This window comes from Rossellomorea sp. LjRoot5 (genome assembly GCF_964253455.1).
In the GTDB taxonomy this organism is placed as follows: domain Bacteria; phylum Bacillota; class Bacilli; order Bacillales; family Bacillaceae_B; genus Rossellomorea.
Window position 1 is genome coordinate 4,407,157 of record NZ_CAXUQN020000001.1, and the last position, 22,332, is coordinate 4,429,488.

General features: G+C 43.5%; 21 protein-coding genes and 2 tRNA genes. 2 read left to right on the top strand and 21 right to left on the bottom strand.

Going from position 1 to position 22,332, the window contains the following annotated elements; all coding sequences use genetic code 11:
* Positions 1–9: 9 nt before the first annotated feature.
* From ACSQ2E_RS22595 to spoIIE, 3 genes are all read right to left on the bottom strand, one after another.
* On the bottom strand, positions 10–1,017 hold the full coding sequence (locus ACSQ2E_RS22595; RefSeq protein ID WP_435994692.1) for a protein kinase domain-containing protein: 1,008 nt from the start codon (positions 1,015–1,017) through the stop codon (positions 10–12).
* The gene (locus tag ACSQ2E_RS22600) at positions 986–1,726 is read right to left on the bottom strand and encodes a VWA domain-containing protein (RefSeq protein ID WP_060674201.1); all 741 of its coding nucleotides are present in this window, start codon (positions 1,724–1,726) and stop codon (positions 986–988) included. Before ACSQ2E_RS22600 ends, ACSQ2E_RS22595 begins: the two co-directional genes overlap by 32 nt.
* Positions 1,727–1,817: 91 nt before the next feature.
* On the bottom strand, positions 1,818–4,304 hold the full coding sequence (spoIIE, locus tag ACSQ2E_RS22605; protein ID WP_435994283.1) for a stage II sporulation protein E: 2,487 nt from the start codon (positions 4,302–4,304) through the stop codon (positions 1,818–1,820).
* A gap of 289 nt (positions 4,305–4,593) precedes the next feature.
* Between spoIIE and ACSQ2E_RS22610 the strand changes: the two genes are divergently transcribed.
* Positions 4,594–4,670, top strand: a tRNA-Met gene (locus ACSQ2E_RS22610).
* Positions 4,671–4,679: 9 nt separating this feature from the next.
* Positions 4,680–4,751, top strand: a tRNA-Glu gene (locus ACSQ2E_RS22615).
* A gap of 324 nt (positions 4,752–5,075) precedes the next feature.
* Here the strand turns inward: ACSQ2E_RS22615 and ACSQ2E_RS22620 are convergent.
* The 18 genes from ACSQ2E_RS22620 to ispE all read right to left on the bottom strand — a co-directional run bounded on the left by ACSQ2E_RS22620 (position 5,076) and on the right by ispE (position 22,179).
* Positions 5,076–5,501 carry a S1 domain-containing RNA-binding protein gene (locus ACSQ2E_RS22620; protein ID WP_435994285.1) on the bottom strand — a complete coding sequence of 142 codons (426 nt, stop codon included), beginning with the start codon at positions 5,499–5,501 and terminating at the stop codon, positions 5,076–5,078.
* Between the two features lie 74 nt (positions 5,502–5,575).
* Complete coding sequence (locus ACSQ2E_RS22625; protein WP_435994287.1) at positions 5,576–5,965, bottom strand: FtsB family cell division protein; 390 nt, start codon at positions 5,963–5,965, stop codon at positions 5,576–5,578.
* 43 nt (positions 5,966–6,008) lie between these two features.
* The gene (gene yabQ / locus ACSQ2E_RS22630) at positions 6,009–6,662 is read right to left on the bottom strand and encodes a spore cortex biosynthesis protein YabQ (protein ID WP_435994289.1); all 654 of its coding nucleotides are present in this window, start codon (positions 6,660–6,662) and stop codon (positions 6,009–6,011) included.
* Positions 6,659–6,958 carry a sporulation protein YabP gene (gene yabP, locus ACSQ2E_RS22635; protein ID WP_060674270.1) on the bottom strand — a complete coding sequence of 100 codons (300 nt, stop codon included), beginning with the start codon at positions 6,956–6,958 and terminating at the stop codon, positions 6,659–6,661. Before yabP ends, yabQ begins: the two co-directional genes overlap by 4 nt.
* Positions 6,959–7,057: 99 nt before the next feature.
* Positions 7,058–7,324, bottom strand: a complete 267-nt coding sequence (locus ACSQ2E_RS22640) for an RNA-binding S4 domain-containing protein (protein WP_435994694.1) — start codon at positions 7,322–7,324, stop codon at positions 7,058–7,060.
* Positions 7,325–7,346: 22 nt separating this feature from the next.
* The gene (gene mazG, locus ACSQ2E_RS22645; RefSeq protein WP_435994291.1) at positions 7,347–8,807 is read right to left on the bottom strand and encodes a nucleoside triphosphate pyrophosphohydrolase; all 1,461 of its coding nucleotides are present in this window, start codon (positions 8,805–8,807) and stop codon (positions 7,347–7,349) included.
* 13 nt (positions 8,808–8,820) lie between these two features.
* Complete coding sequence (locus ACSQ2E_RS22650; RefSeq protein ID WP_435994293.1) at positions 8,821–10,437, bottom strand: putative polysaccharide biosynthesis protein; 1,617 nt, start codon at positions 10,435–10,437, stop codon at positions 8,821–8,823.
* A 158-nt stretch (positions 10,438–10,595) separates the two neighbouring features.
* Positions 10,596–11,132 (bottom strand): stage V sporulation protein T, encoded by a 537-nt coding sequence (spoVT, locus tag ACSQ2E_RS22655; protein WP_435994295.1) that lies wholly within the window; start codon positions 11,130–11,132, stop codon positions 10,596–10,598.
* 299 nt (positions 11,133–11,431) lie between these two features.
* Complete coding sequence (gene mfd, locus ACSQ2E_RS22660) at positions 11,432–14,962, bottom strand: transcription-repair coupling factor (protein WP_435994297.1); 3,531 nt, start codon at positions 14,960–14,962, stop codon at positions 11,432–11,434.
* An 85-nt stretch (positions 14,963–15,047) separates the two neighbouring features.
* Positions 15,048–15,278, bottom strand: a complete 231-nt coding sequence (locus tag ACSQ2E_RS22665) for an anti-sigma-F factor Fin family protein (RefSeq protein WP_435994299.1) — start codon at positions 15,276–15,278, stop codon at positions 15,048–15,050.
* Positions 15,279–15,393: 115 nt separating this feature from the next.
* Positions 15,394–15,951, bottom strand: a complete 558-nt coding sequence (gene pth, locus ACSQ2E_RS22670) for an aminoacyl-tRNA hydrolase (RefSeq protein WP_435994301.1) — start codon at positions 15,949–15,951, stop codon at positions 15,394–15,396.
* 85 nt (positions 15,952–16,036) lie between these two features.
* Positions 16,037–16,690 carry a 50S ribosomal protein L25/general stress protein Ctc gene (locus ACSQ2E_RS22675; RefSeq protein WP_435994303.1) on the bottom strand — a complete coding sequence of 218 codons (654 nt, stop codon included), beginning with the start codon at positions 16,688–16,690 and terminating at the stop codon, positions 16,037–16,039.
* A 244-nt stretch (positions 16,691–16,934) separates the two neighbouring features.
* Positions 16,935–17,894 (bottom strand): ribose-phosphate diphosphokinase, encoded by a 960-nt coding sequence (locus tag ACSQ2E_RS22680; RefSeq protein WP_435994305.1) that lies wholly within the window; start codon positions 17,892–17,894, stop codon positions 16,935–16,937.
* 13 nt (positions 17,895–17,907) lie between these two features.
* Positions 17,908–19,281, bottom strand: a complete 1,374-nt coding sequence (glmU, locus tag ACSQ2E_RS22685; RefSeq protein WP_435994307.1) for a bifunctional UDP-N-acetylglucosamine diphosphorylase/glucosamine-1-phosphate N-acetyltransferase GlmU — start codon at positions 19,279–19,281, stop codon at positions 17,908–17,910.
* A 282-nt stretch (positions 19,282–19,563) separates the two neighbouring features.
* Complete coding sequence (gene spoVG, locus ACSQ2E_RS22690; RefSeq protein WP_032085215.1) at positions 19,564–19,857, bottom strand: septation regulator SpoVG; 294 nt, start codon at positions 19,855–19,857, stop codon at positions 19,564–19,566.
* A gap of 169 nt (positions 19,858–20,026) precedes the next feature.
* The gene (locus ACSQ2E_RS22695) at positions 20,027–20,401 is read right to left on the bottom strand and encodes a RidA family protein (protein WP_435994309.1); all 375 of its coding nucleotides are present in this window, start codon (positions 20,399–20,401) and stop codon (positions 20,027–20,029) included.
* A gap of 15 nt (positions 20,402–20,416) precedes the next feature.
* A complete protein-coding gene (purR, locus tag ACSQ2E_RS22700) occupies positions 20,417–21,253 on the bottom strand; it encodes a pur operon repressor (RefSeq protein ID WP_435994311.1) in 837 nt (278 codons plus the stop codon).
* 71 nt (positions 21,254–21,324) lie between these two features.
* Positions 21,325–22,179: a 4-(cytidine 5'-diphospho)-2-C-methyl-D-erythritol kinase gene (gene ispE, locus ACSQ2E_RS22705; RefSeq protein WP_435994313.1), complete on the bottom strand. Its 855-nt coding sequence runs from the start codon at positions 22,177–22,179 to the stop codon at positions 21,325–21,327.
* Between the last annotated feature and the right edge of the window lie 153 nt (positions 22,180–22,332).

The following is a 22,332-nucleotide window of genomic DNA, read 5'->3' on the forward strand; positions in this document are numbered from 1 at the left end:
ACCGTTACGCTACAGCAATTCTCCATAAATATACAAAACGTACAGGAGAGATACAATGATCACGACAAGCACAGTCTCCAGAAAGTGACTTGAATTTTTATTCCGCTGATTTTGATATCTGCTTGGGTGGGGGGAGGATGTTCGTACAGTAGAGCTCTGTGGAACGGTTCTTTGGGCAATAGGTCTCGGTTTAGGCTGTTGCACCGTTCGGGCATGTGAGAGTCCATGTAAAAGACTCTCTCTCATATCACTGGCGGTTTGAAATTTGCCATCGAGTGCCTCCAGGATCGTCCCTGCGAATTTTTTCAGCTGGTCCTTGGAATCCACGGCCTGCCTCAGTTGTTTTATATTCCCTTCCCCGGTCTTAGTGAAACGCGTTGGATAGGCCAAATTGATAAGAATCATCCCTACTGAGAAAAGATCATAGGAAGGTTCCGCCCTCCTTGATCCCCCAATCCAATACCCTCTATCAAAAAACTCCGTAAACTCCTTGATCGCCCGGCCATTAATGGTCGTCCCCCCAACGTCAATACAGCGAATTCTGTATGGAGGACCTGTCACAATTAAGTTTTCAGGCTTTAGATCCCCAAAGACCCAGCCTTCCTTATGAATCCGCTCCAGGTCTGTCAGGAGCTGAGCAACGAGGACACCTGTCCAGGAGAATCCCTTCGATTGAACAAACGACAGGAGATCGGTTCCCTGTATATATTCCATCACGTAGAAATGGATTTTTTGACCCCTTACCTCCCAATCGTCCACATCAAGAAGCTTGGGCCCAAGGGGGGAACCTTGGACCTTGGAGAAAGCTTTTAGTACATTGACTTCAGATGTGATCGATACATTGCTGTCACTCATTTTTAACGCCTGGTATCCTGAGGACCCCTGCACAAGGTATACAATCCCGTTTGCCCCATACCCCAATTCTTTTACAATCGTATAAATATGTTTATACCACTTGCCTCTTATAACTGTTCCAGGGGGGAAACTAAATGGTTTCTTCGAAGTATTGTTCATCATCGCCACGAGAGAGCAATCCCCTTAATGAACGTTTTTTCTTAAAGTGTGTGATGGCCTCTGAAATCGCCGGCCCGGTTGGAGTAATACCGCCTGGAGACAATTTAGAGAAAATACTCGTCAGTGTTTCGAGCCTTGGTGTCCAATCCAGCAATTTTTCGACATCTTGTCGTTTCCCGGGAAATACAAACACAGAAAACTTGTTATCACCCATCCTCGCGTTTAAGCTTAATGACAGATCCAGCAAGGCTTCTTTGACCGTCGGAAGCTTGTGCTTCATACTTGCAGACGTATCGACAAGAATCAACACCTCCATATCGACGGACTCACCCAGTTCATCCACTACTTCCATGACCTCTCCACGCTGTTCGGGAGGAAGCTCTTCCATGGATGCGGATTTCCCGAGAATTTGTTTCAACTCTTTATTCACTACTCCCTGTAAGGTCTGAGTCATGGCTTTCCGCGTGACCATCTGTACCGTTTGTGAAAGCGTTTCTGCATATACAATCTGACTCACTCCACCCCCCGATAGAGCAATCCCTTCAATTTCCTGCATTCCATTATCATCTATGACGTCATTATCCATTACACCAATTACATTGACCGAGATTCCCTGCTCCTTGGCAAGGGCTGCCATCGCAATTGGATCTTCTCCTTGATTCGAGCAACCATCCGTAATTAAAAGAATTTGACGAAGTGTACCTGGCTTCATCAGACTCCCCTCCTCATTCTAAAGTTGATATCATCTTCGCCGAATAAGGAGGGATTTATACTCTAGTTAACTATTTTAAAGGGTGCGGACCCTAGGAAATTTTATCTTTCGTCTTTGATTTTTGCATGGGGATGGATGACCACTTCGGTATATTATGTTTGATTTTCGATACCACAATCGTCATATCATCCTCTATTAAACCCGAGCTCGACCGGATGACCTCCTCCATTAATATGTCTGCCACTTCCTGTGGATCATCGGTTTCGAGTTCCTTTATCTTACGCTTCATCCACTGGTCATAATTTTCTACATGCTTCGGCCCCTCAAAGGCACCGTCACTCATCATGATAAGAAGATCTCCTGCTTTCAGCTGTTCCGAGACGACATCGACATCAAAGTCCTGCTGAAGCATCCCCATCGGCAAGTTGCTGGCTTCCACCTTGAGGATCTTATCCCCCCGCTTAATGAAGCTTGGGGTCGAACCTATTTTTAAGAACCTCGAAGACGCATTCTGAAGATCGATCATAGCTAAATCCAGCGTGGAGAAAATTTCATCATTTGTTCTGAGGGAGAGAATCGAATTAATGGACTTGATCGCCACCTGTTCTTCGATCCCCGACTCCAGGATCTTTTTCAATAGCCTCAGTGTTTCATTGCTTTCGTAATGGGCCCGTTCACCGTTCCCCATCCCGTCACTGATCGCAACGGCATACTTCCCCCTTCCCAATTCAATCATGGAGTAACTGTCTCCTGAAATCAGTCCGCCCCCTTTTGCCGCATGGGATGCCCCTGTATCGACGACAAATTTCTTTGCAGATTGGAAGGTTACGTGACACTGACCATTTGGAAATTGAGCGCACTCCTCCTTTTGTACCACGATGTTTTCACCTAGAATATCGGATAACATGGGTGCGATGAGCTTTTCCCCCTGTCCGTGACCTCCGCAATAAGGCATGGTCATGTCGATATCGACATTCCCTTGCTCCAGATTATAGATTTCTATGTTTTCGATCTCGATCCCGAACTCTCCGATACTTGCCAGGATCTGCTCTTCCTGAATATGATGATTCTCCCTTTCTCTCTGGATTTCTTTCGCGAAATTCCCCATGACTTCAGATACACCAAGCAGCTGGTCAGCCACAAGCTTCCTGCTTTCCTGTACCTGTTTCTTCAATTTCAGATTGGCCTGATAGAAAGTGAGCTCCTGATAGATCGTATCCTTCAATTTCTTCTCTCTCGTACAATGCTTCTCTACTTCTCTTGCAAGTCTCGGGGAAAGGGGGACCCTTCCCTGATCGTACTCAGTCATCACATCTTTCATGAGATTATAGGTTTTATCAAAATTCCGCGCCCAGCACTGATCCTTCTTAAAGCAGGTTTGACACGTCTTCTCAGTGACATTGCTGAGAAAATAGTCAAATTCTTTATCTTCCTCCTCTTCAAACCGGTCTTCTATTTGTTGAAAGCTGTTCGAAAGAGCCTGAAACACTGACGAGAATTGGGTGACCCGGTGGGCGGTCACATCCCTCACCCGGCGCATATACCCTTGTTGGTCCTGCTGATATTCAGCTGTACCAGGTATATGCCTCGCAATTTTAGACGTTAAACTTTGAGGAGTGAGAAATAGAAGTAATATCGCTACCCCCGATTCATAAAGGGTTTTCGTAATGACTGTATCCGTATCTCCGTACATGCCCATTAGTAATGTAGCGATTAACAAACCGATTGCCGCTCCGAATTTCTTCCCTTCTTTCATGAGTCCGCCCAGAAGTCCGGAAAAAGCAAGCAAGCTCATTTGATAAAAGCTTGAAACGTTGGCTAAACTGAAGACGAGGCCGGTCACGACCCCTACCGTCGAGCCCACTGTGGCCCCTGCAATAAAGGAGAACAGCAGTACCAGGTATCTTGATAACACATGTTCTACAGACAGATTGTATACTGACCATCCGATCGTTCCCGTCATGATCGAGGCCAGGAGGATGATCAAACTCACCACTTCTTCTGTTTTCAGTGATTTCCTTCTGCGCTGAACCGTTACAAGGGGGACGCTCTGGATGAAGATATAGGTTAAGAGAAACGCAAGGCTTGCTTCAATTACCGCCATGACACCGTTATAAATCGTCAAGTCCTGTCCCTGTTGGATATAATCGAACCCAAGCTTTGCAGCCATCACCGTAAAGAACACATAGAAGGCGACAGCCCTCACATTATTCTTGTGATATTTCTGCGATAATCGATACGTTAACAGGAATAATACCGCACTGACAAACGTATAACTGATACTAGGAATGGATAAGGTGAGCGCTCCTGCCAGCAATCCGATGAGTGCGATCGGCGACTTCTCTCTCCTTATAATATAAACCGACGCAAAGAACGGCAGAGCAAAAGGTGACAGATGTGAAAGGATTAAAGCTCTACCGAGGAGAAACCCGATGACGAATAGAGCAACCCCCTTTTCTACGAATAACCACTCAAGCTTTGAATAAATGGACCGGATCCCCTTGGACAGTTCCACCCTAGTGTGTTCAATGTCTACGTTCTGAACAGGTTCGATGATCGACTGATCGACTTTCCCCATGTATGAAACACTCCCCATTTCTTTTTTGTTCAGTATAAAGGGTACAAGCTCAAAACTTTGTCAAAATGAGGGAATGCATTCCAAGAATGTTTCGACGTCTTTCTATGGTTTCCGGTAAAATATTCAGAATATTCAAGTTTACTCTCCTTACAAGATAGGATCTTTTCTTTTCAAATGCTTATGTAACCATGCTTAAGGGAATTTTGACAATTTCTTTATGATTGTATATTGACAAGATAATTCTTTCTAGGTATCATAGTTTTTGTGCCAAAAAGGTGCATATCCATATGGCGGTGTAGCTCAGCTGGCTAGAGCGTACGGTTCATACCCGTGAGGTCGGGGGTTCGATCCCCTCCGCCGCTACCATATTGTTCCGGCCCGTTGGTCAAGCGGTTAAGACACCGCCCTTTCACGGCGGTAACACGGGTTCGAATCCCGTACGGGTCATAGAAAAAAGACTATCATGATGATAGTCTTTTTTGTTTATTCTATTTTCCCATCAAACCTCCATGGGCTTGAACCATTCACATTCACTGAGCAGCTTCAATTCCTCCAACCACATCTTAAATGACTCATAATGATCGATAATCTGATCGTATTTCATCCATTTTCGCCCCCACTCAAGTTATTTATCTCTAACTATTCGATAGGAGCAGGGGATTTTCCTGTGTAATGATGTCTATCAAAAATATAAAAAAACAGGCATACCCATCAAAATGGGTATGCCTGTTTTCCGTTCACAACCTGCTATATGGGTTAATAGACAGCAAGTTAACCTTTTTTCGCCCCTTTTCCACCACGACGAGACTCAGTATTTTTCTTTAAAGATGATAAACGATCTTCACTGTCTTTCAAAAAACGTGCCATCTTTTGTTCGAAACTCTCTTTGGTGCGAGTGTCGGTCGGTTTATTATTACTACGCGGGCGCTGAGGACGCTGAGGGCGCTGCGGGCGTTGTGGTTGATCTTTCGCTTTACGGATGGATAAACCGATCTTTCCATCTTTCTCAACATTAATAACTTTAACCGTTACTTCGTCGCCGACTTTAAGGTGTTCGTTAATATCCTTAACATAGTTGTCTGCAACTTCACTAATGTGAACTAAACCTGTTGAACCTTCCGATAATTCCACGAACGCTCCAAAATTTGTAATACCTGTTACCTTACCCTGTAACTTGCTGCCTACTTCGATTGACATAAAAGAAATGCTCCTCCTTAAAATTATAAAAGATAAACCTTACTATATATTATAGCCAATTAAAAAAAAGAGTGTCAATAAGACACCTCTTCTTCTTTCTCTTTATCTGGCTCAGGTATGTTGAAAATAATCTCACCTTCATCTGATAAAAAGTAATCCCGGCGCGCCAGTTTGGCTATATATTCATCATCGTTAAGCTTCACAATCTCTTCTTCCAAGGCTGATTGCTTATCTTTCAGGTCTTCTAACTTTTTTTCCAATTGTGCTTTTTCCGTTTGTTTATCTTCTAAAACCTGGGCTCTGGAAATGAGGGTCGAGATTAAAAATCCACTAATTGCCAACATTAAAACAAAGAAAACTGCTAATCGACGGACCAAACGCTTTTTTCTCTTAGAAGAAGATTTATGCATATGCTCCTGATGACGGACATATTCATTTTCCATTGGTGTCACGTTTTTTCTCATTCCCAAACCTCCTTTACAATATGGAGTGGCAAAGCCTTAAGCCCTATTCTTTATCTTTAGGTGTCTTTTTGAACTTTTCTACCACTCTATATACTTTTTTGATGTACACTTTAAAAATTCCTGCCACTTTATTATATAACTTCTCGACTCTTTTTGTAAGATTTTTCGGCAATAAATTCCAAATACCCTTCAATATCCACCATATCGGTGTGATTACGAGCTTAATCGCCCATTGCATCACTTTCATGATCACCTTTAAAAGGAATATTATGACGGATAAGAGCCCTTTTCCTATAGATAATACAATCGTGACCAGAAGCACAATCATCCATTTTATCGGTGAATAAATCAATTTCTTCACCATTTTCACCCCGAAATTAAACAGGGAGATAAAAAACAGAATCAGCCTTTCAAGAAACGCTAAATAATGTTGCTTGATCAACGCCTGGTATGCAGCAAAACCGCATAACAATGCAATGAAAATATAAAATCGGATCTCACCGAAATTCACGACGAATAAAATATAAAAAATCGCCAGTGCCTGCAAAACCCAAAACAGGATGTCATTGATGAATACAAGCCACCGTTTTCTCTCGGACCGGTGTAAAAACCGGGAATACGTGTCCAACGTCATACCAAATAGTGCCCCCATGCCGATCATGGAGAGCATGGTATAGAACTGGGTCGAGAGGGTCATCGAAACAGCTTGCTAAAGAAGCCTTTAGCCTTCTCCCCATTTTGTTCATCCAGGTAAACGAGATCGAACACCTTTCCTTTTATAGAGACGATGCCTTTATCCACATCCAGATTTTTCATTTGAAGATTCTGGCCCCTGACAGAGAGGAATCCCATGACGGTTTCAAGAAGAAACTCTTCGTTATCGAAGCTTTCCACTTGCTTCACTCCTGTAATATCGAGCAGTTTGCGGCCCCTCATCATCACGTCATGTTCTTGAAAGGTCGTTTTATCTTTGTTTCCATCATACTGATTCATATCCATCCCTCACATTCCCATAGTACAAGCTTTGTAACTATGTTTATGTGTATAGGGGAAAAATAGAACCAAAAAACAGACCAAATGCTATGTATCCCTTTACTCCGTATCCCCGACCCTCTCCTCTGAAAGGACAGAATACAGCCCGCTCGCTTCTTCTTTTTTCGTTGTTTCAAGAAGCCTTTCAATCTTTACCCTCATAATTCTCTGGCCAAACCTTACGCTTAATTCATCCCCGACTTTTACATTGGAGCTTGCTTTGGCCTGCTGTCCGTTCACGGTGATACGTCCCTGGTCGGCAATCTCTTTGGCCAGTGTTCTTCTTTTAATGAGCCTGGATACTTTTAAGAATTTATCTAATCTCATGGATACCATTGTACATTTCCCCTTATTCAATATTCATCTTTTTCGCTTCGTTCCAAAACCGGTCTAACTCTTCCAATGAAAACTCCTCAAAACCCTTACCCGATTTGATTACTTGCTCTTCCACATAGGAAAACCGGCGGTAAAATTTCGTATTCGTCATGGCTAATGCTTCCTCAGGGAAAATCTTATAAAACCTGGCCACATTGATAAGAGCGAATAACACATCTCCAAATTCTTTTTTCATGTCGTGTTCATTATTATTCTCGACTTCTCTTTCAAATTCCTTTAATTCTTCCCATACTTTTTCCCATGCCCCTTGAGGGTCTGACCAATCAAATCCCGATTTCGCGGCTTTTTTCTGGTATTCATATGCCTTCATGAGAGCAGGCATCCCTTTAGCCACGTTCTTGAGCATCGGTTCAGTTCCAACCTGCTTTTCACGGCTTTTGATCTCCTCCCAGTTCGCTTTCACCTGTTCCGAGTTCTCCACTTGAACGGTTCCAAATACATGAGGATGTCTTCGGACCATCTTGGAGGCAAGTCCTTCAATTACTTCCTCCATTGTGAACATGCCCTCATCCTCGCCTATTTGCGCATGGAGCATGATTTGAAGGAGGACATCCCCCAGCTCTTCGATCATATGATCAACATCTTCTTCCTCTATGGCTTCCAGTAACTCATATGTTTCTTCAAGGAGATATTTCTTGAGTGTGTGGTGGGTTTGTTCTTTGTCCCATGGGCAGCCATTCGGTCCCCGAAGCGTCGAGATGATTTCCCTTAATGTCGCATATTGCTTAAAGGAAGATTCCATTTCGTTCACAGCCGGCACATAGAGGCTTGTCAAATTACTAAGGCCGGCAACCCTGTCAAGCTCCACCAGCGGGATCCGCTCCACCTTTTCTTCCCCGCTTCCGGCAGCCGTTACAAGGGAGACCTCATAATCATATGGATAAAGCTCCATCAGAGTGAGCTTCACTTCAGAAGCGATGAAGGCATCGTACACCTGCCCGATGATGAGCTGCTGGTTCATGTGGATATCATGAAGCTTTAAGCTGGTACCATCGAGGAGCTGAAACCCATCAATCGGATCCGCTCCTACAGAAGCAAATAAAGCGTCGATAAAGCTCTGTCCCCCACCGATTTCGACGTGAATCTTCCCTTCTTTATGAAGATCCAACAGCATTTGGACAGCTTGTTCAGCGACCAACGGGTGGCCCGGCACGGCATAGACAAGGGAATGTTGCTCTGATGCTGTGATCAGTTCTTGAACAATCTCTTCATATACGAGATTGAACTGATCATATTTTTCGTAGACAGCATCGAAGGAATGATACGTGATTCCTTCTAATGCTAAATCCTTTACGACGGGATGCTGATCCGTCCTTAAGTAAAGGTGTGAACTGTTTTTAATTCTTCTATATACTCCCAATGGCAGCTGTTCCATATCTCCTGCGCCTAACCCGACTATCGTTATCGTATTCATGTTAATCTCCTCGCTACTTATTATTCGGTTGAACTTTATTCATCAACCACACCCATTTACTCCCAAAAGGCAAGAAACTGATGTCTTCTCTTGAGAGGACATTCCCTCTTAAAAACACGATCAAAAAAATAATGCCACCGATACAAACGCCTCCCAGTGAAAAAAGAACGGAAAGCGGACGACCGGGCATTCCATTATCCAGAAGTGTATCATATATCCACAACAGCCCCTGTAATCCAATTGTCATGGCCGCTCCGCTCAAGAGCAATGTTTTATAAAATGAGTAAGTGAAAAAACGGATTGGAAACAGTTCTCTCAACTTTATCACCATCATAATGGCAATCATACTTAAAGCGCCAACAGTCGAGATGGATGCCCCCATGACTCCCATCATGGGGATGAGACAGGCATTTCCCAGGTATTTCACTAAAATCCCCATTACTATACAGAATGCCGGGTAATAAATCCTCCCGATTCCCTGAAAAATGCCTGCAAACGTCAAAATAAGGCAGCTGAAGAATATCGATAGACAGAAGACAGCGATAATCCTGGAACCGAGGGCATTTTCAAAGAGCATCGTATTGGTCGGCACCATGATATTGATGATTCCCAGTGTAGCAGCGAATCCGGTGGTTATGCTGATCTTAAGGGACAGCTGACTGTACTCCCTTACTAAAGATTCTCTTCTTTTGAGATAGGCATTTGTCACCAAGGGAACGATGGTCAGTGAGATGGATGTAGCCACTACCGTCCCGAGCTGGACAAAGGGTTGTCCCCGGTCATAAATCCCCTTCCACGTTTTTGCGCTTTCCGCTTCCATCCCTGACGACAGAAGAAGAGAGTATACATTTAATGAATCAACGAATTGGAGTAAGACGAGCAACATGGCACTTACACAGATAGCTGTTCCATTCTTGAATAACCGGGACCAGATCTGTACGTAATCGGCAGGAAGGGAAAGGTATTTCCTTGAAAACAGCTTTTCCCTGCGCGCAGTAAGGAAGGAAAGAAGAACAAGAAGTCCGCCCAGACCACCGGTAATCGACCCGAACAGCGCTCCTTTCCCTGTCATATATAAGGAGTACCCTTGGGTTACCAAAATGCTCGAAAAAATCAGGATCGTCGCCACCCTGATCGCTTGTTCCGTCACTTGAGAAACAGCCGTTGGCACCATATCTTCTTTCCCTTGATAATACCCCCTGATGACGGAGAGGGGAGCTAATAATAGGAACGATAAAGAAATCACTTGAAGTAACGGCTTTAAAAGGGGATCTCCCATCCAACGTGCGATCACGCCTGCACCGAAGTAGACGAGCAGAAACCAGGAAAGACCAACGAGACAAAGGAATAGAAAGGAGGTGACGGCCACTCTCTTTGCGCCTTCTTCATCATCTCCTTCTAATTTCTCTGCTACCATCTTTGAAATGATGACAGGGAATCCGTAAGTGGATAGGGCGATGGCAATCCCGTAGAACGGATACACCTGCTGATATATATAAAATCCGATATCTCCAACAATATTCTGAAAAGGAACCCGGTAAACAGCACTTAATACTTTTGTTACCAATGCCGCAATCGTTAATACCATGGCCCCTTTTAAGAATTGAGTGGAGGAGTACTTCTTACTCAACCCGTTTTCCTGCCTTTCTGTACCACTTACTTCAAGTCTTAACAGACCGAAGAAAAAATCATTTATGTACTGGTCATTTTACCATAAAGGGCTGTATGTTTTCTCTAGTGTGAATGACGGCAAAAAAAAGAAGAGCGGCTATTTGCCACTCCTTTAGGTTATGACTCCATTTGTCTTGCTAAAAAGCCAGCTGCCGTTTCTACTGCCTTTTGTTCCACTTCGCCTACTGTACGTTCCTTTGAGAAAATCGCAACGGCACCAATCGGATCTCCATTTGCGACAATCGGAGCAATCGTATAGGAAGCAAGTTCCTCACCATGTCCTTCAACAAGCTCAGCTTGTCCCTGTTGAGTGTGTAATAGAGACGTACGGTCATCCATTACCTTCTCGACGAGCTCACTGACGTTCTTATTTAAATACTCTTTCTTCGAAGCGCCGGAGATGGCAATGACAGCATCCCGATCACAAATTAACACGGCACTTCCCAAACTGTCGTACAATGCTTCGCCATATTCCTTAGCAAAGTCACCAAGTTCACTGATTGGGGAATATTTCTTTAAGATGACTTCTCCGTCACGATCAACGAAGATTTCCAGGGGATCTCCCTCGCGAATCCTTAATGTCCTGCGAATTTCTTTCGGAATGACGACACGTCCTAAATCATCAATACGACGAACAATACCAGTTGCTTTCATCTATAGTTGCCTCACTTTCATCAGATGATTTTTATTTGGCAATGCATCCACCTTTGTTGAATACTTTACCATTGTTGAGTTTAGTATCTTACAACTTAGAAGTTCTATACACATTCAAGTTTTTTTTCTTTAATTTCACTAAAATTCTAATACAGGTATCTTTTTCCATTGTTGGCAGCTGCATAAATACTAATACCCTTATCATAGTAAAGTAAAACAATTCACGCGTTTACATTTTGGTTACATTATTATAACGAAGGGAAGAAATGCCACTGGTTTGTGTCGAAATGATGAAATGATTACACGCTTTCTTCTATTTTTACCGCTTCATCCAGGTGTTTGATGATGTCATAGGCCATGTTAAACCATTTGGACGCTTCCAAGCGTGTTGTGTTAATCGATATTTTAAGCTTGGAGCCTTCCATTCCAAGTCCGACTGCACGGCCGTGTTTGTTGCAAAGATTGAATACTTTGGATCCGTCGATGTGTGCCGTTCCTTCCGGTGACATAAAGATATTCACCATTTTCTTATCCTGCTTTATGGATTCGAGCTTTGTATTCTTGGCATAGATCTTCATTTCAGAGATGAGGAATAAGTAGCCCACCTCTTCGGGATATTCCCCGAACCGGTCCAGGATCTCTTCTTCGAGCTCCTCTATTTCAGGAAGGGAAGAAAGAGATCGGAATCGTTTATACATTTCGATCTTTTGATGACCATCTTTAATATAATCATCCGGAATATAGGCATCGATTTCAATATCCACTTCGAAGCTCGACTCAGGCCGCTTAGGTAGCTCGTCTTTCCGTTCCTCGATGGCTTCTTTCAGCATCTGGGAGTACAGATCGAATCCGACAGAATCGATGAATCCGTGCTGCTGCGCCCCGAGGAGGTTACCCGCTCCACGGATCGTCAAGTCCCGCATGGCAATTTTGAACCCTGAACCAAGCTCTGTGAATTCTTTGATCGACTGCAATCGTTTTTCAGCCACTTCTGTCAGGACCTTATCTTTCCTATAGGTGAAATAGGCATAGGCCACCCGGTTCGAACGCCCGACACGTCCCCTTAGTTGATAAAGCTGGGATAAGCCCATCCGGTCGGCATCAAACACAATCAACGTATTAACGTTCGGGATGTCAACACCCGTCTCAATGATCGTCGTAGTGACAAGCACATCGTATTCTCCTGCAAGGAAGCTTAATATGACGGCTTCGAGCTCATTCTCGCTCATTTGACCGTGAGCGTAGGCGATCCGGGCATCAGGTACTAGCATGGAGATCTCATCGGCTTTTCTTTCAATATCTTCTACGCGATTATAGAGGAAATACACTTGGCCATTCCTTGCCATTTCTCTTTCAATCGCTTCTTTAATCAAAGCACCGTTGTACTCCATTACGTAGGTCTGAACCGGGAATCGATTTTCAGGCGGTGTTTCAATAACCGATAAATCCCTTACACCGAGCATCGACATATGAAGGGTACGGGGTATCGGTGTGGCCGTTAAGGTCAGAACGTCAATATTGGTTTTTAATTGTTTGATCTTCTCTTTATGCGTGACACCGAACCTTTGTTCTTCATCGATGATCAAGAGTCCTATATCCCGGTATTGAATGTCTTTTGAGAGAAGTCGGTGGGTTCCCACTACAATATCCACCGTTCCATTCTTGAGCCCCTTCGTTGTCTCCTGCTGCTGCTTTCTCGTTCGGAAACGGCTTAATAAACCGATTTCCACCGGAAAGTCCTGAAAACGCTCTTTGATTGTTTCATAATGCTGTTGGGCAAGGATGGTGGTAGGCACGAGGATGGCCACTTGTTTTCCGTCTGCAATCGCCTTGAAGGCGGCCCTGATCGCAACCTCGGTCTTTCCATAACCTACGTCCCCACATAATAATCGGTCCATCGGACGTTCTCTTTCCATATCGTGCTTGATTTCACTGACAGAACGCAGTTGATCATCCGTTTCTTCATAAGGGAAAGCCATTTCAAATTCTCTCTGCATGTCCCCATCTGGAGAAAAGGCGTAACCTTTTGCCGCTTCCCGTTCAGCATAAAGCTTGATCAGGTCATCAGCGATATCCTGAACAGAAGATTGAACCTTCGACTTGACCTTCTTCCATTCACTTCCACCCAGTTTATAAAGCTTTGGATCCTTATTTTCGGATGCAACATATTTCTGGACTAATTCAATTTGATCGACCGGTACATAAAGTTTGTCATTCCCTTGATACTTCACATGGAGATAGTCTTTGTGGACCCCGTTGATCTCCAATGTTTCAATCCCAAGGAATTTACCGATCCCGTGATTCACATGAACCACATGGTCCCCGACCTTCAGCTCAGAGTAACTTTTGATCCTCTCTGCGTTTGAAAGTTTCTGTCTTCTCGGCTTCTTTTGGGTTTTCTTATTGAACAATTCTTCTTCCGTAATAACTGCAAGCTTCTGAAGGGGGAGCTCGAACCCGCTTGTCAGGCTTCCATTGATCATCTGGATCGTTCCCGGCAGAAGCTTATCTCCATCTTCGACATAGGCAATTTCAATTTTGTAATCGTCCAGCACCCTTTGAAGCTTCTTAACGCGCTCTTCATCCGGTCCTAACAAGACAACGGTATATCTTCCTTTTTTCCACCTGTCCAACTCTGCCTTCAATACGTTCATCTGCCCATGGAAATTCTGCATGGGCTTCGTTGACACATTGAAGATATTTTGTGGACTGGTATTCGGAATATGACGCAGGAACAATGAAAAATATACCTTTGGCAGCTTCGTCCTACTGACTAACGACGAAAACGTATGGGACACCTGTACGTCGTGAATGATCTGTCCTTCCTGAAGCAGGGATGTATACCATTCTGCTTCCTCTTTTTCCAGGGATTCACTCATTTCCTGGACGCGACTGAACTCATCAAAGAACAGGACCCCGTCCTCGGGTAAATAATCTAGCAAACTACTAGGCTTTTCATACGCGAGGGATAAGTACTTAAAGATTTGCTCAGGAACCTGCCCGTTTTCGAGCTGCCCTACCTCATGACTTATGTACTCTGTCATCTTCTCCTTTACGGCCGCCGATTTGATCTTCTTCAAGCTTGCGGAAAGACCTGAGTTGATTTCATGAATGAGCCTCTCCATATTTTCATACTTCAATAAGACCTCTGTGGCGGGGCCAATTTCTATCTCATTAAGTTTATCAATCGAACGCTGGTCTTCAACCGAAAAGATGCGGATCGAATCAATTTCAGTGTCGAATAATTCGATCCTGATAGGATTCTGTGTTGTTAATGGGAAAATGTCGACAATCCCCCCGCGAAGGCTGAATTCCCCAGGTGTGCTGACCATCCCTGTCCGTTGATAGCCCATTTGCACCAATTGATTTAACACTTCATCCAAGTCGATATCTTCACCCATTTGAAAACGGATCTGATTCGTTGACCACATCGACTTAGGTGGAAGGATTTTACGCAGTCCGGCAACAGGTACAATATAGACACCCTGCTGATGATTGGAAAGCTTATTCATTACTTCGATCCGTTGTGCCCTCAACTCCGGGCTTGCCACACTTAGTTCAGCTGCGATCAGCTCATTAGCAGAATATAAATATACTTCGTCCTCAGACAAAAATTGAATGAGATCGTCATAGACTTTCTGGGCTTGAAACAAATTATGCGTCACCACTACGGTGGATTTATTCGTTTGTAAATATACATCTGCTATATAAGCTGTCCGGGATGAGCCGGACAATCCTGCCACAAGTTGTTCAGACAGACGTTCCTCCACTCCAGCGATGATGGACTGTAGTTCTTCACTTTGGTGAACCTGCTTTAAAATACCTTTCAAGTGTACGCTCCTCCCCTATGGTTCTTTCTATAAATAATCTAAAAGTATAAACAGAAAAATGCTTTGGCTCTTCACCAAAGCGTTCTTACTGAATGATATGATCTAATTCATGGTAGTCCGGATTTCTCTCCAGGCTCTCCTGACAATCTTCACAGATCGTTTTCACTTGGATGTCCCCGTTGTCCTGATAGTGAACCATATGTAACCGTTCTTCATCTGTCAGCATATGAATCCCGAGCTGATCGGAATGCACGGATACATTTGAAAGGGTCCCAACATTTGTTCCGCAATGCCGACACTGGTAATGGATCGCCATATCTTTCCCTCCATACACATTTATACTGTTAGTATGAACCTGTTAGAAGGGAGTTATTCAAACCGGTTAAAGGATTGATGATGAAGGAACCCTGGAAATTCATTATATGACACGGTCAGTTGAATTTATTCATGACCTCAAGGAATGGTTTATCCAACCAGGTTTCACATGCTTCCACGCTAGAAGAAATGGCTTTATCCAGTTCCGGCTGCTCTTCCTTCGAAAATTTACCCAGGACATAATCCGGGACGCTCAATCCATTGGTTGGACGGTCGATGCCCACCCGCAGGCGATTAAATTGCTGGGAACCTAAATGGGCAATGGTCGATTTAATGCCATTATGCCCCCCGGCACTTCCCTTTTGCCTTAATCTTAATTTTCCTACAGGTAAGTCCAGGTCATCATAAATGACAAGTAAATCTTCATCTTCAATTTCAAAATAATCCATCAGGGGGACAATGCTTTCCCCTGACAAATTCATATACGTAAGCGGCTTTAACAGAACGACCTTTTCTCCCTTATGATGATATGTGCCGTAAACCCCTTTAAACTTGGACTGGTTCAACGAAACGCCCAATCGATCGGCTAATGCATCTATAATAACGAAACCGATATTATGTCTCGTTTTCTCATATTGTGATCCCGGATTCCCGAGTCCAACAATTAATTTCATTTCTAACACCTCTTCTGACCATATACCTCTAGAATAACGTAAAAAGCGCAACCTGCAAAAGGTTACGCCAAAAAATATTGATTTTTTACTCTTCCTTCGATTCACTTTCATCACTGGCTTCCGATTCTCTTCCTTCTTCATTCTCAGGTGTGCCAGCTTCCTGCTCTTCACCGCTGTCGATTTCTTCTTCTTGTCTCGGAGCAAGAATCGAAGCAATGGTACGGTCATCCTCTTCATTAAGAGTAACACTGTACTTATCGCGGATATCGCTGATTGTTACCGTTTCTCCTACTTGGAGCTCGGTTACATCCACTTCGATGGATTCCGGGATATCCTTCGGTTTGGCTGTTACAGATACCTCATGCAATGGCTGCTGCATGACGCCACCGTCTTTCACGCCTGCTGCTTCTCCTACAAGTTCGATACGAACATCCGCATCAATCTCTTCTGACATATTCACAGCAAGGAAATCAACATGTGTGACGGCATCCTTCAGGTGATCCTGCTGGTAATCACTTAAAATGACGTTTTGTTTATTGCCATCTACGTTTAATGAAATGATTCCGTTTCTTCCGACTTCGCGAATCGTTTTAATAAATGTAATGGCATCTACCATAATTGATGTATTATCTGCTTTGTAGCCGTACACGACTCCAGGGATATTCCCCTCATGTCTCAGCTTTGTTAATGAAGAGCGTTTAAAATCTTTCCTCGTATTTGCTTTTAATTCTGTTGCCATGTCTAATCCAACACCTTCCCTAATCTTTTATGTTAGTTAAAGTTCTATATATAGTAATTACCCTAATGTGATTTGAAATAAACATAGAAAAATCAATTCACTACAAGAAGAGTGCTCCGAGGATGTTGACAGATCGGGGTTTGAAGCTTCCACGACGGCAGCAGGAAGAACGAAAAAGAAGAGCTTGCCCCAATACTAAGGGGACAAGCTCTCCTTTCTATGCACAAACTACAAATATTAATTCTTAATCGAAAAGCGTGCTGACAGATTGTTGCTCATAGATGCGGATGATCGCTTCGCTGATCAAAGGAGCCACTGACAGGGATTTCACTTTACCGATCATTTTCTCTTCACCCAGTGGGATGGAGTTCGTTACAACCAGTTCTTTAATATTGGAGTTTTCGATGCGCTCGATGGCAGGACCTGAAAGAACCGGGTGCGTACAGCAAGCAAAAACTTCCTTCGCTCCGTTTTCAACTAATGCATTCGCTGCGAGTGTAATCGTGCCAGCGGTATCAATGATATCATCGATCAAGATCGCGATTTTCCCGTCGATATTACCGACGATGTTCATAACCTCTGCCACATTCGGCTTCGGACGACGCTTATCAATGATCGCGATAGGCGCTTTCAGACGTTCTGCAAGCTTACGTGCTCTAGTAACCCCTCCATGGTCCGGGGATACGATAACAAGATCCTCCGTATTGAATCCTCTCTCTTCAAAGTAATCCGCCAAGATCGGCACACCCATGAGATGATCGATCAGGATATCGAAGAAACCTTGAATTTGAGGAGCGTGCAGATCCAGTGTGATGACACGTGTAGCGCCGGCTGTTTCTAAAAGGTTCGCCACTAATTTAGCTGTGATCGGCTCACGTGCTCTTGCTTTACGGTCTTGACGGGCATAACCATAGTAAGGCATCACGATATTAATCGTCTTGGCAGAAGCACGTTTCAGGGCATCCACCATGATCAGAAGCTCCATCAGGTTTTCATTTACCGGCTGACAAGTGGATTGAATGACAAATACGTCACAACCACGGATACTTTCTTCGATGTTGATTTGGATTTCACCGTCACTGAAACGTTTAACGGACGATTTACCTAAATCCACTCCTACTTCATCAGCAATTTCCTTTGCAAGATGGTAGTTTGAATTAAGAGAGAAGATTTTCAACTTGGAATTAATATAAGAGTTTGGCATTGTGGACCTCCCATTATTTCTTATGATTTAGATTTTGAACATAATTTTCTTTGTTTACTTGGCGAGCTCTCGCAATGGAAAGAGACTCACCGGGAACATCCTCAGTAATGGTAGAACCAGCAGCAATGTATGCACCTTTCCCTACGTTGACAGGGGCAACCAGATTAGAATTGCAGCCTACAAATACGCCGTCTTCAATCCTTGTCAGGTGCTTATTCTTCCCATCATAGTTCACTGTGATCGATCCACACCCGATGTTGACGTCACGTCCCACTTCAGCATCACCAATGTAGCTTAAATGTGAGGCCTTACTCGCTTTACCGAATGTTGCTTTCTTGATTTCTACAAAGTTACCGATCTTCACTTCATCTTCAATGGTAGAAGCAGGGCGAATATGAGCAAATGGCCCAATTTGAACATCCGCACCGATCGAACTGTCATGAGCCACAGACTGCTTCAAGACTGTACGGTCCCCGATCTGACAATCCTTCACCTCTGAGTTCGGTCCGATCATGGCATCTTCACCGATTGATGTGCTGCCTTGAAGCACTGTGCCAGGCAGGATCACGGTATCTCTTCCGATCGTTACATCTGCATCGATATACGTATTGTTTGGATCTTTGATCGTTACACCATTGCGCATATGGAATTCATTGATGCGCTTTTTCATTGTGATCTCTGCTTGAGAAAGGGCGACGCGATCGTTGACACCAAGCGTCTCATCAAAGTCACCTGTCTGGTATGCACTGACGATTTCACCTTCCGATTGAAGGATCTCAATGACATCCGGCAAATAATATTCACCTTGCACGTTATCATTCGAAACCTTCTTCAGGGCATCGAATAACGCTTTATTATCAAAACAATACGTTCCGGTATTAATTTCTTTCACGCTTCGTTCTTCTTCACTTGCATCCTTATGTTCCACAATGCGTTCCACTAAACCATCCTGATTGCGGATGATCCGTCCGTATCCATCAGGGGATTCCGTATGACCCGTCAAAATGGTCGCTTTGGCACCTTGTCCTTCATGATGCTGCACCAGTGCTTCCATCGTCTCTCCTTTAATGAGCGGCGTATCCCCACATACCACTAAAGTCGTTCCTTCCAAGTCACCCAGGACATCTTCAGACTGCATCACAGCATGAGCTGTTCCTAATTGCTCAGCCTGAAGAGCAAAATCACTCTTGCCTTCTAAATGCGACTTCACAAGCTCAGCCCCATGACCGATGATTGTGACAGTCTTCTCTATATGTAGTGTTGAAATTTGGTCGACCACATGTTCCACCATCGGCTTGCCACACACAGGATGAAGAACTTTATAAAGCTTCGACTTCATTCTCGTACCTTGTCCAGCAGCTAGTATAACGGCATATCGATTTGTCATTTTTGGTCCTCCAATAACCTTTTTATCCATAACGAATATATCCTAAAAACTCTACCATTTCAAGGATTCATATAAAAGTACATATATTTGACATCAGAAAAGCGGAGGCGGCCCTTGTCGAATTTTCTTTACCACAAAACACAAAAAAATGTTTATTTAGAGGTTTCGCCTTTCTTTAAGCCTGGGTATAAAAAAAACGTAAGAACCAATTTTTTAAAAGGGGCTTTAAAAAGACAAAAAAAAGAGCCTTACAAAAGTAGGCTCTTGATGCTATAGATCCTATTAGGAAGCCCCAGCTTCTTCTAACTCAACTTCTTCCAGCTCTCCTAAACGATGGTACTCAGCTAAAACGGCATCTTGAATCTTGCCGCGGGTACCCGAATTGATTGGATGAGCAATATCACGGAATTCTCCATCCGGAGTCCGCTTACTTGGCATCGCTACAAATAAGCCATTGTTCCCATCAATAACGCGAATGTCATGAACAACAAATTCATTATCCAGCGTAATAGATGCGATAGCTCTCATGCGACCGTCGGTGTTTACTCGGCGTAATCTTACGTCTGTTACTTCCATTCTGTTCACCACCTTTTTCCCTAGATGAAATCTACTCTATGTATTCAACGAATTATTTAGATATTCCTTCTTAAATTGTAAAATTTTTTGAAAAATTTTATTTTTCACATCTTTTTTCTATTTCGTTTGAACTATACTTCTTTTTGATACAAAAAAACACCCGTGAAGATTACTTCACGAGTGCGATTACTTCAATTTCAACCTGGGCATCTTTAGGTAGCCGGGCTACTTCCACACAAGAACGGGCTGGCTTGTGGTTGCTGAAATATTCCCCATACACTTCATTGATCGCCCCGAAATCATTCATATCCTTGATGAAGACCGTTGCTTTGACTACTGTTTCAAATGTTGCCCCAGCTTCCGATAATACGGCTTGAAGATTACGGAACACTTGATGCGTCTGTTCCATTACATCTCCTTCAATCATTGAACCCTCAGGCGTTAATGGGATTTGTCCTGAACTATAGAACAAATTATTTACGACGATCCCTTGTGAATATGGCCCAATTGCTGCTGGTGCTTCCTTAGTTGAAACTACACGCATAGTAGATGCCTCCCCTTATGGTAAAAATGTTAGATCGGATTGAAAATAATTCCCTTCCGTCAAGGAAATCTGTTTATCCTTTTCATTTACATCAGACAATTTTAACAATGAAACATAATCATCTACCAGTCGACCGTCCAAGCTATTGGATTCTACCAAAACCCCGATTCCCGACAAGGTAGCAGAAAACTCTTCCAACAGGTTTTTCATCCCATTGATGGTTCCGCCCGCCTTCATGAAATCATCGACTACCAATACTTTAGACCCTTCCTTCAAACTTCTTTTAGAAAGAACCATGGATTGGATTCTCTTCGATGAACCGGACACATAATTGATGCTCACTGTCGATCCTTCAGTTACACGACTGTCCCGTCTGACAATAACCACTGGAACATTCAAATATGAGGCAATCGCATTGGCAATCGGGATTCCCTTCGTTGCCACTGTCATAATGACATCAATATCTTTTTCAGCAAATGCAGATGCCAGTAATTTCCCGACACTCTTCATCAGCTGAGGATTACCAAGCAGGTCAGTCATATAAAGGTATCCGCCAGGTAAAAGACGATCGGAGCTTTCCAATTGAACACAAAGCTCTTCAATCATAGCCTTCGCTTCCTGACTGTTTACCTTTGGTACATATTTTACTCCGCCTGCTGCCCCGGGAACCGTTTGGACCGTCCCGACACCCCTTCCCTCAAATGTTTCCTTTACAATCGTCAAGTCTTCACTGATAGAAGACTTGGCAGAACCGTACCGTTCAGAGAAAAAAGTCAAGGGAACAAGTTGGTGGGGCCGTTCTAATAAATAGTGCGTCATATCAATCAATCGTTCGCTGCGCTTAAATTTCACCAAAGAAACCTCCTGAATCCGAATATTATAATGTAAATATATCATTAATATACGGATTTCGGCAAGAGCTCTTAATCTCCAAGCATGCGCACTGCGAAAACTTGATCACAAAACCCTCTTAAACCATTGTAGATTCGATGAAGTCTTGATTCATATTGCACCAATCCATATACTGTCGGGCCGCTTCCGCTCATCAGAACGGCATCGGCACCAAACCGCTCCATCTGATCTTTAATCTGGGATACTTCCGGATGCATATCCAATGTAACCGATTCAAGTACATTCCCGAGATTGGAGCAAATATCGTGATAATTCCCATGTTCTAAAGCTGAAACCATTGCGTTGGTATCCGGATGTTGTATGTTTTTCAAATCCAGATTCTTATACACATCCGCTGTTGAAACTCCTATCGTCGGTTTTGCCAGGATCACCCAGCAATTCGGTGGAGCAGGTAGATGTTTGATTTTCTCTCCTCTTCCCGACGCTAAAGCTGTGCCTCCGTAAACACAGAAGGACACATCTGAACCGATTTCTGCACCGAGCTCTGCCAGTTCGTCCATACTAAGACCTAAATCCCATAAACGATTCAGCCCTTTCAACGTCGCGGCTGCATCGCTGCTTCCCCCTGCCAACCCTGCAGCAACAGGGATCACTTTGTCGATGGAAATGGCTACACCCTTCTTGATGTTCAGTTTCTCTTTCAGCAGATGTGCAGCCTGATAGGCAAGGTTTCTTCCATCATCCGGCACAAATCGATTGTGAGAAAGAATTTTGATCGTATCGTCTGAAAGATTCGTCAGTTCAATTCTATCCGCTAAATCGATTGTCGTCATAACCATCTCAACTTCATGGTAACCATCTGAACGTTTATGTAAAACATCAAGTGATAGGTTAATTTTTGCCGGCGCCTTTACTAATAACCTCATATCATCACCTTCTTACCAATACTCTTTGTTATATTGTATCATACACTTATTAATAGAGAGTGTTAACTTCTAAACATACTCATATAAGTATGTTATTTTATCACGTAAAGTACTGATAGGAAAGATGGTTTGCCCTTTATAAACAAAGGCCGC

Excerpts from the sequence above, each read along its gene's own strand:
- ACSQ2E_RS22595 (WP_435994692.1), bottom strand. The coding sequence starts at position 1,017 with ATGATGAACAATACTTCGAAGAAACCATTTAGTTTCCCCCCTGGAACA.
- ACSQ2E_RS22600 (WP_060674201.1), bottom strand. The coding sequence starts at position 1,726 with ATGAAGCCAGGTACACTTCGTCAAATTCTTTTAATTACGGATGGTTGC.
- spoIIE (WP_435994283.1), bottom strand. The coding sequence starts at position 4,304 with ATGGGGAAAGTCGATCAGTCGATCATCGAACCTGTTCAGAACGTAGAC.
- ACSQ2E_RS22620 (WP_435994285.1), bottom strand. The coding sequence starts at position 5,501 with ATGTCAATCGAAGTAGGCAGCAAGTTACAGGGTAAGGTAACAGGTATT.
- ACSQ2E_RS22625 (WP_435994287.1), bottom strand. The coding sequence starts at position 5,965 with ATGAGAAAAAACGTGACACCAATGGAAAATGAATATGTCCGTCATCAG.
- yabQ (WP_435994289.1), bottom strand. The coding sequence starts at position 6,662 with ATGACCCTCTCGACCCAGTTCTATACCATGCTCTCCATGATCGGCATG.
- yabP (WP_060674270.1), bottom strand. The coding sequence starts at position 6,958 with ATGAATCAGTATGATGGAAACAAAGATAAAACGACCTTTCAAGAACAT.
- ACSQ2E_RS22640 (WP_435994694.1), bottom strand. The coding sequence starts at position 7,324 with ATGAGATTAGATAAATTCTTAAAAGTATCCAGGCTCATTAAAAGAAGA.
- mazG (WP_435994291.1), bottom strand. The coding sequence starts at position 8,807 with ATGAATACGATAACGATAGTCGGGTTAGGCGCAGGAGATATGGAACAG.
- spoVT (WP_435994295.1), bottom strand. The coding sequence starts at position 11,132 with ATGAAAGCAACTGGTATTGTTCGTCGTATTGATGATTTAGGACGTGTC.
- ACSQ2E_RS22665 (WP_435994299.1), bottom strand. The coding sequence starts at position 15,278 with ATGGCGATCCATTACCAGTGTCGGCATTGCGGAACAAATGTTGGGACC.
- pth (WP_435994301.1), bottom strand. The coding sequence starts at position 15,951 with ATGAAATTAATTGTTGGACTCGGGAATCCGGGATCACAATATGAGAAA.
- ACSQ2E_RS22675 (WP_435994303.1), bottom strand. The coding sequence starts at position 16,690 with ATGGCAACAGAATTAAAAGCAAATACGAGGAAAGATTTTAAACGCTCT.
- ACSQ2E_RS22680 (WP_435994305.1), bottom strand. The coding sequence starts at position 17,894 with ATGCCAAACTCTTATATTAATTCCAAGTTGAAAATCTTCTCTCTTAAT.
- glmU (WP_435994307.1), bottom strand. The coding sequence starts at position 19,281 with ATGACAAATCGATATGCCGTTATACTAGCTGCTGGACAAGGTACGAGA.
- spoVG (WP_032085215.1), bottom strand. The coding sequence starts at position 19,857 with ATGGAAGTAACAGACGTAAGATTACGCCGAGTAAACACCGACGGTCGC.
- ACSQ2E_RS22695 (WP_435994309.1), bottom strand. The coding sequence starts at position 20,401 with ATGCGTGTAGTTTCAACTAAGGAAGCACCAGCAGCAATTGGGCCATAT.
- ispE (WP_435994313.1), bottom strand. The coding sequence starts at position 22,179 with ATGAGGTTATTAGTAAAGGCGCCGGCAAAAATTAACCTATCACTTGAT.